This is a genomic window from Enterobacter sp. JH25 (genome assembly GCF_021725435.1).
Taxonomy (GTDB): domain Bacteria; phylum Pseudomonadota; class Gammaproteobacteria; order Enterobacterales; family Enterobacteriaceae; genus Enterobacter; species Enterobacter intestinihominis.
This window is the reverse complement of sequence record NZ_CP091319.1, coordinates 1,649,978-1,663,925: the sequence shown is the minus strand read 5'-3', so window position 1 is coordinate 1,663,925 and position 13,948 is coordinate 1,649,978. Positions and strand designations below refer to the sequence as shown.

At 52.9% G+C, this 13,948-nt stretch carries 14 protein-coding genes, 2 tRNA genes and 1 other RNA gene; 9 read left to right on the top strand and 8 right to left on the bottom strand.

Going from position 1 to position 13,948, the window contains the following annotated elements; translation table 11 throughout:
* Positions 1-526 precede the first annotated feature (526 nt).
* Genes csgD through csgG form a run of 4 tightly spaced genes read left to right on the top strand, consistent with a single transcriptional unit; the run spans position 527 to position 2,874 of the window.
* Positions 527-1,177, top strand: coding sequence for a biofilm master transcriptional regulator CsgD (gene csgD / locus L2Y28_RS07850; RefSeq protein ID WP_006809293.1), 651 nt, complete (start codon positions 527-529; stop codon positions 1,175-1,177).
* Between the two features lie 4 nt (positions 1,178-1,181).
* Positions 1,182-1,571 carry a curli production assembly/transport protein CsgE gene (csgE, locus tag L2Y28_RS07845; protein WP_003858052.1) on the top strand — a complete coding sequence of 130 codons (390 nt, stop codon included), beginning with the start codon at positions 1,182-1,184 and terminating at the stop codon, positions 1,569-1,571.
* A 26-nt stretch (positions 1,572-1,597) separates the two neighbouring features.
* Positions 1,598-2,014 (top strand): curli production assembly/transport protein CsgF, encoded by a 417-nt coding sequence (gene csgF, locus L2Y28_RS07840; protein ID WP_003858054.1) that lies wholly within the window; start codon positions 1,598-1,600, stop codon positions 2,012-2,014.
* A gap of 26 nt (positions 2,015-2,040) precedes the next feature.
* Positions 2,041-2,874, top strand: a complete 834-nt coding sequence (gene csgG / locus L2Y28_RS07835; RefSeq protein ID WP_022647700.1) for a curli production assembly/transport protein CsgG — start codon at positions 2,041-2,043, stop codon at positions 2,872-2,874.
* Positions 2,875-2,917: 43 nt separating this feature from the next.
* On the opposite strand, the gene L2Y28_RS07830 is transcribed toward csgG, so the two are convergent.
* From L2Y28_RS07830 to ghrA, 4 genes are all read right to left on the bottom strand, one after another.
* Complete coding sequence (locus L2Y28_RS07830) at positions 2,918-3,400, bottom strand: DUF1097 domain-containing protein (RefSeq protein ID WP_072202167.1); 483 nt, start codon at positions 3,398-3,400, stop codon at positions 2,918-2,920.
* 96 nt (positions 3,401-3,496) lie between these two features.
* Positions 3,497-4,051 carry a molecular chaperone gene (locus tag L2Y28_RS07825; RefSeq protein ID WP_022647698.1) on the bottom strand — a complete coding sequence of 185 codons (555 nt, stop codon included), beginning with the start codon at positions 4,049-4,051 and terminating at the stop codon, positions 3,497-3,499.
* Between the two features lie 19 nt (positions 4,052-4,070).
* Entirely contained in the window at positions 4,071-4,808 is a 738-nt protein-coding gene (locus tag L2Y28_RS07820) for a phosphatase (RefSeq protein WP_022647697.1), read from the bottom strand.
* A gap of 84 nt (positions 4,809-4,892) precedes the next feature.
* On the bottom strand, positions 4,893-5,831 hold the full coding sequence (ghrA, locus tag L2Y28_RS07815; RefSeq protein ID WP_022647696.1) for a glyoxylate/hydroxypyruvate reductase GhrA: 939 nt from the start codon (positions 5,829-5,831) through the stop codon (positions 4,893-4,895).
* Between the two features lie 229 nt (positions 5,832-6,060).
* Here ghrA and L2Y28_RS07810 point away from each other — a divergent pair.
* Positions 6,061-6,148, top strand: a tRNA-Ser gene (locus L2Y28_RS07810).
* 44 nt (positions 6,149-6,192) lie between these two features.
* Positions 6,193-6,329, top strand: a non-coding RNA gene (locus L2Y28_RS07805) — RtT sRNA.
* Positions 6,330-6,438: 109 nt separating this feature from the next.
* On the opposite strand, the gene L2Y28_RS07800 is transcribed toward L2Y28_RS07805, so the two are convergent.
* Positions 6,439-7,344, bottom strand: coding sequence for a LysR family transcriptional regulator (locus tag L2Y28_RS07800; RefSeq protein ID WP_032622131.1), 906 nt, complete (start codon positions 7,342-7,344; stop codon positions 6,439-6,441).
* A 109-nt stretch (positions 7,345-7,453) separates the two neighbouring features.
* Between L2Y28_RS07800 and L2Y28_RS07795 the strand changes: the two genes are divergently transcribed.
* From L2Y28_RS07795 to L2Y28_RS07785, 3 genes are all read left to right on the top strand, one after another.
* On the top strand, positions 7,454-8,314 hold the full coding sequence (locus tag L2Y28_RS07795; protein ID WP_022647694.1) for a pirin family protein: 861 nt from the start codon (positions 7,454-7,456) through the stop codon (positions 8,312-8,314).
* Positions 8,315-8,334: 20 nt separating this feature from the next.
* Positions 8,335-9,012, top strand: a complete 678-nt coding sequence (locus tag L2Y28_RS07790) for an isochorismatase family protein (RefSeq protein WP_003858068.1) — start codon at positions 8,335-8,337, stop codon at positions 9,010-9,012.
* A gap of 137 nt (positions 9,013-9,149) precedes the next feature.
* Positions 9,150-9,237: transfer RNA gene (locus L2Y28_RS07785), tRNA-Ser, on the top strand.
* Between the two features lie 213 nt (positions 9,238-9,450).
* Here the strand turns inward: L2Y28_RS07785 and L2Y28_RS07780 are convergent.
* The 3 genes from L2Y28_RS07780 to efeB all read right to left on the bottom strand — a co-directional run bounded on the left by L2Y28_RS07780 (position 9,451) and on the right by efeB (position 13,947).
* Positions 9,451-10,956, bottom strand: a complete 1,506-nt coding sequence (locus L2Y28_RS07780; RefSeq protein WP_022647693.1) for a sodium:alanine symporter family protein — start codon at positions 10,954-10,956, stop codon at positions 9,451-9,453.
* Positions 10,957-11,372: 416 nt separating this feature from the next.
* Positions 11,373-12,164 (bottom strand): phosphate starvation-inducible protein PhoH, encoded by a 792-nt coding sequence (gene phoH / locus L2Y28_RS07775; protein WP_017384762.1) that lies wholly within the window; start codon positions 12,162-12,164, stop codon positions 11,373-11,375.
* Positions 12,165-12,663: 499 nt separating this feature from the next.
* Entirely contained in the window at positions 12,664-13,947 is a 1,284-nt protein-coding gene (gene efeB, locus L2Y28_RS07770) for an iron uptake transporter deferrochelatase/peroxidase subunit (RefSeq protein WP_022647691.1), read from the bottom strand.
* Position 13,948 lies beyond the last annotated feature (1 nt).

Sequence of the window (13,948 nt, the reverse complement as noted above, 5' to 3'; positions counted from 1 at the left end):
TGCGCTTGTACAACAGCGAGACAGGCTGTCCAACCTGTACCGGCTTCTTCAGACAAAAACGACAATGCCCTTTGTCACGCGCGTGACACGAAGCAAGTTTTCTTAAGAAAAAATTCCGGCTTAGGGAAGTCTTATGTTTTTAGCAGAGTTCATACTTTTTACCGGCTGGCTTACAATAATAAAAAACCAGATAATACAACTCATTATAATATACCGTATGGTTTTTAAAATCTGTGCACGTTTATACACCTGTACAACTTTCCCCTTATCTTAAAATCTATTAACCCTGCAAAATACACAAATAAATATCGAATTTTACATTCTGTTACACGATTAACACTTGCTTTAAAGTTTGCAATAGCTAGATTGAAAACAGCAGTACGTTATTTGTTTTTAATTTTACCGCCTCCTTTGGAGGAAGGTTTTTTAACTACACACAGCAGTGCCACACCTGCAGTACTTCTGGTGCCCTTTTCAATAATACGAGGGCAACTGCCGGGTGTCATAAATAACGTGGGGTTTCATCATGTTTAATGAAGTCCATAGCTTACCCGGTCATACATTATTGTTGATCACAAAACCTTCCTTACAAGCGACAGCGTTATTGCAGCATTTAAAACAATGCCTGTCACTTAACGGGAAACTTCATAACATTCAACGTTCTTTTGATGATATCGCTCCTGGCAGCATCATTCTTCTCGATATGATGGAAGCGGATAAAAAACTGATCCATTACTGGCAAGATAATTTAAGCAGGAAAAACAATAATATCCGCGTGTTGTTATTGAATACGCCTGATGAGTATCCTTTCCGCGAAATTGAGAGCTGGCCGCATATTAACGGCGTGTTTTACGTTACAGAAGAAGAAAACCGTGTCGTGGAGGGTTTGCAGGGCATATTGCGGGGGGAGTGTTATTTCTCGCAAAAACTGGCCAGCTACCTCATTACCCACTCCGGAAATTATCGCTATAACAGTTCGGAATCGGCCCTTCTGACGCACCGTGAGAAAGAGATCCTGAACAAACTGCGTATTGGTGCTTCAAATATTGAAATCGCCCGTTCGTTATTTATAAGCGAAAATACGGTTAAGACGCATCTTTATAATCTTTTCAAAAAGATAGCTGTTAAAAATCGCACGCAGGCGGTGTCGTGGGCAAACGATAACCTCAGGCGTTAATAGCATGAAACGCACCCTAAGTTGGATTGCCGCCGCAGGCATTATGCTTGCTGCCGGAAACCTTCAGGCTGTTGAGGTGGAAGTTCCTGGACTGTTGACCGACCACACCGTCACCTCTGTCGGACACGATTTTTATCGTGCCTTCAGCGATAAGTGGGAAAGCGATTATCCGGGTAATTTAACCATCAACGAACGGCCCAGTGCGCGGTGGGGAAGCTGGATCACAATAACCGCTAATCAGGACGTTATTTACCAGACTTTTTTATTCCCAACGAAAAGAGACTTCGATCAGAACGTCGCTTTCGCACTGGCACAAACAGAAGAAGCTATTAACCGCCTACAGTTAGATAAAGCCCTTTTGAGCACAGGCGATTTAGCAAAAGATGAGTTCTAGCAACGACACCTATTTCGGAGGCTGTAATGCGTCTCGCACACACAGTGATTTCGTTAATGCTCATTGCGCCGTTGAGTTGGGCCGGAAATATGACATTCCAGTTCCGCAACCCTAATTTTGGCGGCAACCCGAATAACGGAGCCTTTATGCTTAACCAGGCGCAGGCTCAAAATTCCTATAAAGACCCCAGCTATGACGATGATTTCGGTATCGAAACCCCGTCAGCTCTGGATAATTTTACTCAGGCCATCCAGTCGCAAATATTAGGTGGCTTATTAACCAACATTAATACCGGAAAACCCGGCCGGATGGTCACTAACGACTTTATCGTCGATATTGCCAATAAAGACGGGCAGCTTCAGTTAAATGTGACAGACCGAAAAACCGGTAAGACGTCGACAATCCAGGTTTCCGGTTTGCAGACCAGTTCAACTGATTTCTAAACAACCCCGAAATAAGGACAATTATTATGCAGCGCTTTTTTATTTTAGTTGCAGTGTGCTTATTAAGCGGTTGTTTAACTGCCCCGCCAAAAGAAGCCGCTAAACCCACCCTAATGCCCCGTGCCCAGAGCTATCGGGATCTGACGCATCTGCCGGGCCCTACCGGGAAGATATTCGTCTCGGTCTATAACATTCAGGATGAGACGGGCCAGTTCAAACCGTATCCGGCCAGTAACTTCTCCACGGCCGTACCGCAGAGCGCCACCGCGATGCTGGTTACCGCCCTGAAAGATTCGCGCTGGTTTATCCCGCTGGAACGCCAGGGGCTGCAAAACCTGCTTAACGAACGAAAAATCATTCGTGCTGCACAGGAGAATGGTACCGTTGGCGTCAATAACCGCATGCCGCTACAGTCTCTCACCGCAGCCAATGTCATGGTGGAAGGCTCGATTATCGGCTACGAAAGTAACGTGAAATCGGGCGGCGCGGGTGCCCGTTACTTTGGTATCGGGGCCGACACGCAGTATCAGCTGGATCAGATTGCCGTCAACCTGCGCGTGGTTAACGTGAGCACGGGTGAAATTTTATCCTCCGTGACCACCAGCAAAACGATTCTCTCATATGAAGTGCAGGCGGGGGTATTCCGCTTTATCGACTACCAGCGTTTGCTGGAGGCTGAAATTGGCTATACCTCTAACGAGCCGGTCATGCTGTGTCTGATGTCGGCCATCGAAACCGGGGTGATTTTCCTGATTAATGACGGCATCGATCGCGGCTTGTGGGATCTTCAGAATAAAAGTGACGTGAGTAATGCGGTGCTGGTGAAATACCGTGAGATGTCGGTTCCGCCGGAGTCATGATTGGCGGCGTATAAAAAGGCGAGATTTTCGTCTCGCCTTTTTTTTATTTACTTACCACAGGAACGTTCTGGCTCTTCTCGCGTCGGGCTGCAAGCCAGAGACCGCTGTTCTTCATAGCGTAGCCAAACAGTAATCCCAGCATGAGCGAAGGGACCACCAGCTTCCAGTCCCCCTGGCCTGCAAAGGTCGCGCAGGCACCCATGAACGTGCCGGGCACAAAGGACAACAGCAGATGTTTTGCCTGAACGCACATCAGGAAAGCCACAATACCGGTCATGACGTACCCCAGGATTTCCACATGCGGCGCCAGCGCGCTGCCCTTCATAATGATCAGCGCCCAGACCACGCCACTCAGTAACGTGCTGCCTGAAATAAAGAGCCCTTTAAAACCACCCTGCGGACAGGCGAAATAGGCCGTGCAGCCAAGAAAACCGGCCCAGCTCAACAAACCGAGAGATACCGCCACCCAACCCCAGAGGCCGGAGAGGATGCCAGTCGTGATTGCAATACAAAGTAATATGTTCATGGTGCGCATCTTAGCAGATGCGCACCCTAGAAATGAGATCAGAAGCACGTTACGTGCAAGTTGAAATGTATCGTTGCAGGATTTTTGTGATTTAAATCACTCTTCACTCTCTTCTTCCAGCTCATCCCACATGGCAGCGATAGCGTCACGCGTCAGCGGAGCCAGCGTTCTCCAGAACGGGGAGGTGGCGTGGGCTTCAACTTTACCCAGGAAGGTTCCGACCCACGGCAGCAGATACGTTTCGAACAGGGTTTCAATCGCCTCATTCTCATCATCACCTGCTTTATCTTCAATCCATGAGGCCGCCAGCAACAGGGTACCGATATGATCGGCAGGCATATCCGTCAGCGGCATGCCGCGTTCTGAAAGAAACGCCCGAACTTCCGCTTCGGTCGCACCTTCCTGCCAGGCAGAACGATACGGCGACACGCGACACTCTTCCCCCACGAACAGCGCGTTGTAATCCGTTGAAATCTGCTGCATATCGCAACTTTTTTGCAAGCGTTCCAGCAACTCATCCTGTTCCAGCGGCCAGCTCTGCGCCAGTTTACCTTCACGAATCAGGGTAAACAGCGGAACCAGCAGCGGATCCTGCGGCTGGCGGTAATATAAGGTGCCCAGCACGCGGCAAAGGATGGAAAACTCATTCATGTTTTTATTCCGTTATTAATTAAAGATCGGCAAATTCATCAATCGGCGCCATACCGCGCGACTCAAGGAAGTCGAGCATACGACGCGGCGTGACGTTCAGGATCTGTTCTTCCGGGAAATTCACGTCCCGCAATATTTTCAGGCACTCGCTGAAATCACCCAGCGTGAAGGCCGTGTGTGAATCAGAGCCCAGCGCCACCATTCCGCCCGCGTCACGCACGGCCGCCGCAACGTCGCGGCAGTTGGCCTCACTGCCCTTACGCGAATGCACGAACGAGGAGTTGTTGATCTCCAGCGCCACGCGGTGCTTCGCTGCGGCCTGTGCCACGGCCTGAATATCGATCGGGTATTTCGGATTTCCCGGGTGGCTGATAATGTGCACATTGCCGCTGGCAATGGTGGCAATCATCGCCGCGGTGTTGGTCTCTTTATCCTGGGGCGCAAAGACCGGCTCGTGGAAGCCGGCGAGGATCAGATCTAACGAGGTCAGCATCGGGCCGGTGCAGTCAATTTCCCCGTCGGTATTTTTGATGTTCGCTTCGATGCCGCGCAGTATCCCGATACCGTCAACCAGACGTGGCCAGATACGCATATTCACAAAATGCCAGTAGTGCGGCGCATCCGCCATATCCGGACCGTGATCGGTTATCGCAAACAGCTTGATGCCTTTCAGCTTCGCCTGAGCGATATAATCATGGAGGTTACTGTAAGCGTGAGTACTGGCGACGGTGTGCATATGCAGGTCAACGGGATACATCTTTCTCTCCTCTGCGGTTTTTCCAAAGGATAGCAGTTATCAGCGGCGAATATTAGCAAAAACCCGGCGAACGCCGGGTTTCTCTCAGTAGCCTCGCTGTCTGTCGACCTGTCCGGTCACCGCGTTGCCCTTCTCTATTTCGCTGATGGTATGCGAGATATACGCCACGGCCTCCGCCGGGCGCGTCACGGCCGCAATATGGGGCGTCATCGCCATGCGCGGATGTGCCCAAAGCGGGCTGTCTGTCGGCAGCGGTTCGCGGCTATACACATCCAGCATTGCGCCTTTCAGTTTACCGCTATCCAGCGCTTTCAGCAGATCGTCTTCCACAACGTGTACCCCGCGCGCCAGGTTCATTAAGTAGCTATCTTCTGCCAACTGGTTGAGGAGCGTGCCATTGATAATGCCGACCGTTTCCGCCGTATTCGGCAGCAGGTTAATGAGAACGCGTGTCCCTTTCAGGAACGCCGTGAGTTCGTCCAATCCGGCAAAGCTCTCGACGCCCGGATAATCCTTACGGCTCCGGCTCCAGCAGCGCAGTGGGAAGCCCCACGGGGCGAGCGCTTCGGCGACTTTCGAACCCAGCACACCCGCCCCGAGGATGCCGATGGTGAAATCTTCACGCTGATAATCCGGGAGAGGTTCCCAGTGGGATTGCTGTTTAAACGCCTGATAATCGTCGAAGCGGCGGAACCAGTGCAGCACCTGGCTTACGGCGTATTCCTGCATCTGCTCCCCCATACCGGTATCTTCCAGACGAAACAGGGGAATATCTTCCGGCAGCATTTCAGGGTGAGCCTTCAGCTTACTGAGAATGGAATCCACCCCCGCACCAAGAGCAAACACCGCCTTCAAACGGCGTCCCTGTAGCATTTCGACCGGGGGATGCCAGACCAGCGCGTAGTCGGCATGTTCATTATCGCCCTGTTTCCATTCGCGAACGCGTGCGCCAGGCAGTGCCGCCGTGAGCGCCTTAATCCAGTAAGCCGTATCAAAAGTGGGGTGATAGAAGATAATATCCATAGTCATTGCCTTTTAGTGCGCTGTTTTATTTTCATTTTCAACTGGCTTGTCAGCATAACAAATTTATCGCTAAACCGCGTTGCTGATAAAAGAGGCGCTTTTTGCACATTTCGAAATCAGGTTGCCTGAAGTTTGTCTAAACACGCTAAATTACTGAAAAAGTGGGTTGACGGCAGTACGGCTTTTCCTTACATTAGCGCCCGTCCCGACAACAACGGGATGACAATATGGTGAGGTGTCCGAGTGGCTGAAGGAGCACGCCTGGAAAGTGTGTATACGGCAACGTATCGGGGGTTCGAATCCCCCCCTCACCGCCATATTCAAGACGAGAGCTCGTACGAAAGTACGGGCTTTTTTCTTTTATATTCTCTGCAAGGGGGGGATGAGAACCCCCGACCGGGGTTCGACAACTGGCGCAGCCAGTTGGACAGACTGAGAGCGTAGCGAACAGGCTGCCCGAAGGGCGAGCGAAGCGAGTCAATCCCCCCCTCACCGCCATATTTGAAGAAGAGCTCGCATGAAAATGCGGGCTTTTTTCTTTTATATTCTATTCGCTCCCTGCGCTCTTTATGTCGGGTGGCGCTACGCTTACCCGACCTACGAAAAGCTAGTCCTCAACCATCTTTGCATACTCTTCGGTGAGAAAATCCACCAGCGTCCTGACCGATGGCAGCAGGCCGCGCCGGGAAGGATACACCGCATGGATCACTTCCCTTCTGGGTTCCCAGGCATTCAGCACCCGAACAAGCTCACCTGAAGCCAGCTGATCCTTCACCATCAAAATGGGCAACTGTACCACGCCCACGCCCGCCATCGCTGCCTCCCGCAGCGCCAGCATATCGGTAGTCACCAGGCGCGGCGTGAAGTGAATGTCTGCTTTCGCCCCCTCCGGCCCGCTCAGCTCCCACTTATGCAGGTGTTTACCAGCGCCCATACTTAAACCCGGCCATTCGCTGAGCTCAGAAGGCATCGCCGGATTGCCCATCCGTTCAATCAGTGTCGGCCCGGCAACCAGACAGTGACCCCTGTCCGCCAGCACCCTTAATACCAAATCGCTGTCATCAAACGGGCGCGGACGAACGCGGATCGCCACATCCACCCCCTCCCCCACCAGATCGACCCGGCGGTTGGTGGCTTCAAGCTGGAGGTTAATTCCCGGATAGCGCGCCATAAACCTCGCCAGCATGGGCCCCACGTGAACGTGCAGTAGGGTTACGGGGCAAGTGATCCTGACCATACCGCGCGGCTCAGCCTGTAAAGCAGCCACCGCCTCCTCCGCAGCTTCAGCCTCCACCAGCATGGCTTTACAGTGCTGATAGAACGTCTGCCCCACTTCAGTCACCGCAAACTGCCGCGTGGTACGTTGTATCAACCGAACACCCAGGCGTTCTTCCAGCTGCGCAATCCGACGGCTCAGTTTCGACTTTGGCTGATCGAGCGCCCGCCCCGCCGCCGCAAAGCCGCCATGCTCCACCACCTTCACAAACCATACGAAATCATTGAGATCCTGCATACGCCCCCATTGTTCCATTTACGGAACAGTGAATGTCATTTTTGCTATCTACCGGGATATTAACCCTGAATATAAGCTAATTACATCAACAGGACATCAGGAGTTAATCATGAAAAACGTAACAGGCGTGTATACCGCACCTCGTCCGCACTGGGTCGGTGATGGTTTTCCGGTTCGTTCGATGTTTTCTTACCAGACGCACGGCGAACCGCTGAGCCCGTTCCTGCTGCTTGACTACGCCGGACCACATACCTTCCCGGCGGATGGCGCAAAACGCGGCGTGGGCGAGCATCCTCATCGCGGTTTTGAAACGGTGACCATCGTCTACTCAGGCGAAGTTGAGCACCGTGATTCCACCGGCAGAGGCGGCGTTATTGGTCCAGGCGATGTGCAGTGGATGACGGCAGGCGCAGGCATTTTGCACGAGGAGTTCCACTCCAGCGCGTTCTCGCAGAAAGGCGGTGAACTGAAAATGATGCAGCTGTGGGTCAACCTGCCCGCCAAAGACAAAATGGCGACGCCTGGCTACCAGAGCATCACTCAGGCGGATATCCCGGTGGTCACCCTGCCGGATAACAGCGGAACAATGCGCGTGATTGCTGGCCGCTTTGGAGAGGTAACCGGCCCGGCGCATACCTTCTCACCGCTTAACGTATGGGATCTCGCGCTGCACCAGGGCAGCCACCTGACGCTCAATCAGCCCGAAGGCTGGAGCACGGCGCTGGTTGTTGTTGAGGGCAGCGTGACGGTGAACGGCACCACGCCTGCGGGTGAGGCGCAGCTGGTCGTGCTGAGTCAGAGCGGCGACAAGCTGCATCTCGAAGCCAGCAGCGATGCCAAAGTGTTGCTGATGGCCGGGGAGCCACTGAATGAACCCATCGTGGGCTATGGCCCGTTTGTGATGAACAGTAAAACCGAAATCGCCGAAGCTATTCGCGATTTCAACTCCGGCCGCTTTGGCCAAATCTAAACGTAATAAAGGTGCGCATTATGTCTACCCCTGCAAACTTCAACGGTGCACGTCCCGTTATTGACGTCAATGATGCCGTTATGCTGCTTATCGATCACCAGAGCGGATTGTTCCAGACTGTTGGAGACATGCCAATGCCTGAGCTGCGCGCTCGTGCAGCAGCGCTGGCAAAGATCGCCTCGCTGGCGAAGATCCCGGTGATCACCACGGCATCGGTTCCACAGGGACCGAACGGCCCGCTTATCCCGGAGATCCACGCCAATGCGCCGCACGCACAGTATGTGGCACGCAAGGGTGAAATCAACGCCTGGGATAATCCGGAGTTCGTGGCGGCGGTGAAAGCCACCGGACGCAAAACGCTGATTATCGCGGGGACGATTACCAGCGTTTGCATGGCCTTCCCGTCCATCAGCGCGGTGGCGGACGGATATAAAGTGTTTGCGGTGATTGATGCCTCCGGCACCTACAGCAAAATGGCGCAAGAGATCACCCTGGCGCGCGTGGTGCAGGCAGGCGTGGTACCGATGGACACAGCGGCAGTGGCCTCAGAGATCCAGCGCACGTGGAACCGTGAAGATGCGGGAGAATGGGCAGAGGTGTACACACACATCTTCCCTGCCTACCAGCTGCTGATCGAAAGTTACAGCAAAGCGCAGGACGTCGTGAAAAACAGCGAAGTGCTCGATTCGCAGCGTTGATCCTGCGCGGTGCGCCATAAGCTGATTAAGGCTTAACCGAACAGGCACGAATGCAGAAAATCTGCTTGACCGCTTTCGCGCAACTCCCTATAGTAGCGCCCCGTTGCCCCCCAAGCGGTCAGGCAGCAAAACAATATGGTGAGGTGTCCGAGTGGCTGAAGGAGCACGCCTGGAAAGTGTGTATACGGCAACGTATCGGGGGTTCGAATCCCCCCCTCACCGCCATATTTTAAGAAGAGCTCGCATGAAAATGCGGGCTTTTTTTTCGCATGTTGCACGTCTGCGGGGGGATGAGAACCCCCGACCGGGGTTCGACAACTGGCGCAGCCAGTTGGACAGACTGAGAGCGAAGCGAGTCAATCCCCGCCGGTGCGGGTGATACCGCCTCACCCATAAAAAAAGCCCGCGCATAAGCACGGGCCCGTTTTAAACTATTCCTCAGTTATTCAACTTCCCCGCCGGCTGCTTTCCTTCAGGAGAAGAAACCTGCCCCGGCAATCCCCCCTCTTCATCTCTGCGCTCCCCCAGCCAGTAATCCGCATTTTTAATCCCAAGCCGAACCGGATCAAACTGTGGATCAATTCCCTGCGCATTCTGGGTTTCATAATCCTTCAGGCTGGCAAAGGCTTTTTTATGCAAGAGGACAATGGCAATAATGTTGAGCCAGGCCATCAGCCCTACCCCGATATCCCCTAATCCCCATGCCAGATCCGCGGTGCGGATTGTGCCATATACCGTGGAAGCCATCAGACATAATTTAAGCAGGAATGTCAGCCATGGACGGTGAATTTTACGGTTGATGTAGGCGATATTGGTTTCAGCGATATAGTAATAGGCAATGATGGTGGTGAAGGCAAAGAAGAATAGCGCGATGGCGACAAAGTAATTACCAAAGCCCGGCATCATACTTTCCATCGCTGTCTGCACATAGCCAGGACCCGCCGCCACGCCTGCAATACCGGTATAAAGGGCTGCGCCGTCGACGCCCTGAACATTATAAAGCCCGGTGATCAACAGCATAAACCCGGTCGCGGAGCAGACAAACAGCGTGTCGATATATACGGAGAACGCCTGAACCAGCCCTTGTTTCACCGGATGACTTACGGCTGCTGCCGAGGATGCATGTGGCCCGGTGCCCTGCGCCGCCTCGTTGGAATAGACGCCGCGTTTAACGCCCCACATGATAGCCTGGCCCAGAATAGCGCCAAATCCCGCTTCAAGGCCAAAAGCACTTTTCCAGATCAGCAGGATAACAGCAGGCAGTTTTTCAATATTGATCGCGATAATAACGCAGGCAACAATAATATAGCCGAGCGCCATAAACGGAACGACCATACTGCTAAAGCTGGCGATCCTTTTTACACCACCGAAAATAATGAAGCTTAACAGTACAGCCAGTATTGCCGCCGTAACGTTTGGGTTAAGACCGAAGGCAATATCCAGGCTGGCGGCAATTGAGTTTGCCTGTACGCCCGGAAGTAATAAACCGCAGGAGAAAATGGTCACAATAGCAAATAACCATGCGTACCACTTCACCCCCAACCCTTTTTCAATATAAAAGGCAGGTCCCCCACGATATTCGCCGTTAATTTTTTCTTTATAAACCTGACCTAACGTGGATTCAACAAAAGCAGAGCTGGCGCCTAAAAATGCCACTACCCACATCCAGAAAAGCGCACCGGGGCCACCAAAGGTAATGGCGGTCGCCACACCGGCGATATTCCCTGTCCCTACGCGGCCCGCCAGCGTCATCGTCAACGCCTGAAACGATGATACGCCGGCATCGGTAGCCCCGCCCTGAAACATCAGGGTAATCATATGTTTTATATGACGTAATTGTAGAAAACGACTACGCAGTGAGAAATAGAGACCGACACCCAGACATAAAAATATTAACGCAGGGCTCCAGATAACACCGTTAATTGCACTAACCAGTTCGTTCATGTATGACCCTCAGCGTGATGTTCCAGAGGAAACGATCCCCTGGTGTGTTTCTTCTTAGAATTTAATTTGAACAAGTACGAAACATAGATAATTACCCAAAAGACACCAACTTAATTTTTACTGCTTAGTCATGTTCTGTGACAATATTCACGTTTAATTTTCACCTAACAATTAGCGCGATCATTATATTCACAGGTATTTTGTGGGTATTGTAAATACATATCACATTTTTGCGACCTGTATAAAAAGCGTTCGCAGCAAATTAACAGTAATATTATTACCGCAAAACGGTGCGTAAATGCCGTTGAATGCTATAGGAAATAAATATGATTTAAAAAAAGCCATGCGAACAGAGGGAATAAAAGAAGCTTCCCGGCATGACGCCGGGAAGAAATGACTTAAAATGTGAAATGATCTTAGTCGGAGTACACTTCCAGCGTTCGTTGACACAGCGCTGAGCGGACGCAGTCCTCTTTTGTGAAGCGGACCACCCCTATCATCTCATCTTCCTCAAAACGTGACATGGCATCGCTCAGGCCGGACTTCACGCCCGACGGCAGGTCACACTGGGTAATATCGCCGTTGACGATAACCGTCACGTTCTCCCCGAGGCGCGTTAAAAACATCTTCATTTGCGCAGCGGTCACGTTCTGAGCCTCGTCAAGAATAACGACCGCATTTTCAAATGTACGTCCGCGCATATAGGCGAACGGCGCGATTTCCACCTTGCCAATCTCTGGTCGCAGGCAGTACTGCATAAAGGAAGCGCCCAACCGCTTCACCAGCACGTCATAGACGGGCCTGAAGTACGGGGCAAACTTCTCAGAAATATCGCCGGGCAGGAAGCCCAGATCTTCATCCGCTTGCAGTACCGGACGGGTAACGATGATCCTTTCCACGTCCTTATGAATCAGCGCCTCCGCCGCTTTGGCGGCACTGATCCAGGTTTTCCCGCATCCGGCTTCCCCGGTTGCAAAGATGAGCTGTTTACTCTCGATAGCATTCAGGTAGTGCGCCTGAGCTTCATTCCGCGCCACTATTGGCGATGCATCGCGGCTGTCCCGCGCCATGCCAATGGATTCTACGCCGCTCATCTGCACAAGCGAGGTGACCGATTCTTCTTCACGCTGTTTATGGCTACGTGAATCCCGTCTCAGCACACGTTTTGCTTCGCGACGAGCTTTGATCACTGCTTTCTGTCTTCCCATGGATAGCACCTTGAGTTGTTGGTATTCATCACACGCGCCAGCATCGGCACGATTATGCGCACGAACATCAGAGGGTTGGCTTCCTTGTAAGCCATTGCTTGCATTACCGGATGACGATACAGAACGGCTACGCGCACCGTTATGCACGTCGGTAGAAATCGTATTTAGAGGTGGAGGGGAGAATTTTGTGGTGAGGAAATCGCTGCCGGAGTCTGAGCCTCCGCGCCGGGTGCTGCGGTTGATGTGTTTACCTTGTCCAGTACAGGACGCAACCATTCGCGATCTCCATAGTGAGTCAGTATCACTGCCGGGAACTACCGCTGTCTTATCTTAAGTACATCAGGAATTATCATAAATGCAACATTTATTTTACCTAGATGCAACCTTTAAGACTGCTCCTGCAGCGGAATCAGTCTCATATATGAATATTACAGAAATATAACAACAAGATAGTCATATGGAAAAATAATGTCCCCGCGAACTGTCGCAGGGACGATTATCAGGCTTCTATCAGACCCTGAGCGAGCCAGGTCTTCGCGTCACGCGCGCCGGGCAGGGCAAAGAAATAGCCGCCGCCGATGGGCTTGATGTACTCCTCCAGCGCTTCACCGTTGAGCCGCTTCTGCACGGTGAGGAACCCTTTCTCCAGATCGTGCTGATAGCAGACAAACAGCAGTCCCATATCAAGCTGACCGGAATTGGTCACCCCCAACGAGTAGCTGTAGCCCCTGCGCATCATCAGACTGGACTGGGTCTCTTTGGTGCGAGGATTAGCGAGACGAATATGGCTGTCCAGCGCGATGACATCTCCGTTCGGATCGCGGGCGTAGTCGGGTTCATCGTGCTCGTGCTTCATGCCGAGCGGTGCGCCGGTTTGCTTATCGCGGCCGAAGATCGTCTGCTGCTCTTTCAGCGGCGTGCGGTCCCAGAACTCCACGTGGAACTGAATGATACGCACCGCCTGATAGCTGCCACCCACCGCCCAGGCCGGTTCGCCCTGATCCTCCGTCACCCAGACCACGTTTTTCATCAACACGGTATTGCTGCTGTCCGGGTTGGCGGTACCGTCTTTGAAGCCCAGCAGGTTGACCGGCGTCTCTTTCCCTTTACTGCGCGCGGCGTGGTCAGAGATAAAACCTTCCCGCTTCCAGCGCACGCTGAGCAGATCCGGAGTGTGCTTGATGATATCGCGCAGGGCGTGGATCACCGTATCCTGGGTATTGGCGCAGATCTGCAACAGCAGATCGCCGTGGCACAACGCCGCGTCGAGAGAGTCATTCGGGAATCGCGTCATTTTTTGCAGCGCTTTCGGCTTCTGCTTCGCCAGACCGTAGCGATCATCAAACAGCGATTCCCCCACCGACACGGTGATGGTCAGATTATCGGGAGCGATAAACGCCCCGAGGATCCCGGAATCCATCGGCGGCAGGCGCGGATTCGGTGTTTCCGGTGCCGGACCGCCCGCCGTAAGGAAGGCAATGCGCGTGGTCAACAGCCTGAACAGACGCTCAAGGTCTGCCTTATCACTCGCCAGCGAATCGAAAGCCACCAGCATCATCGAGGCCTGCTGCGGCGTCAGGATTCCTGCCTGGTGCTCACCATAAAATGGCTGCGTTTCCATACGCGCATCCGGGGAGAGCGTGCCGGGGGCACTTTGCGGTTTTGCCGCATGCGCCACCGGACAGCCGCCCGCCAGGGCAAACGCGCCGCCCAGCGCCCCTACCCCTTTTAACAACCGACGTCGGGAAGGTTCCGCCACGTCGTACTCATCATGCTTGTTCATC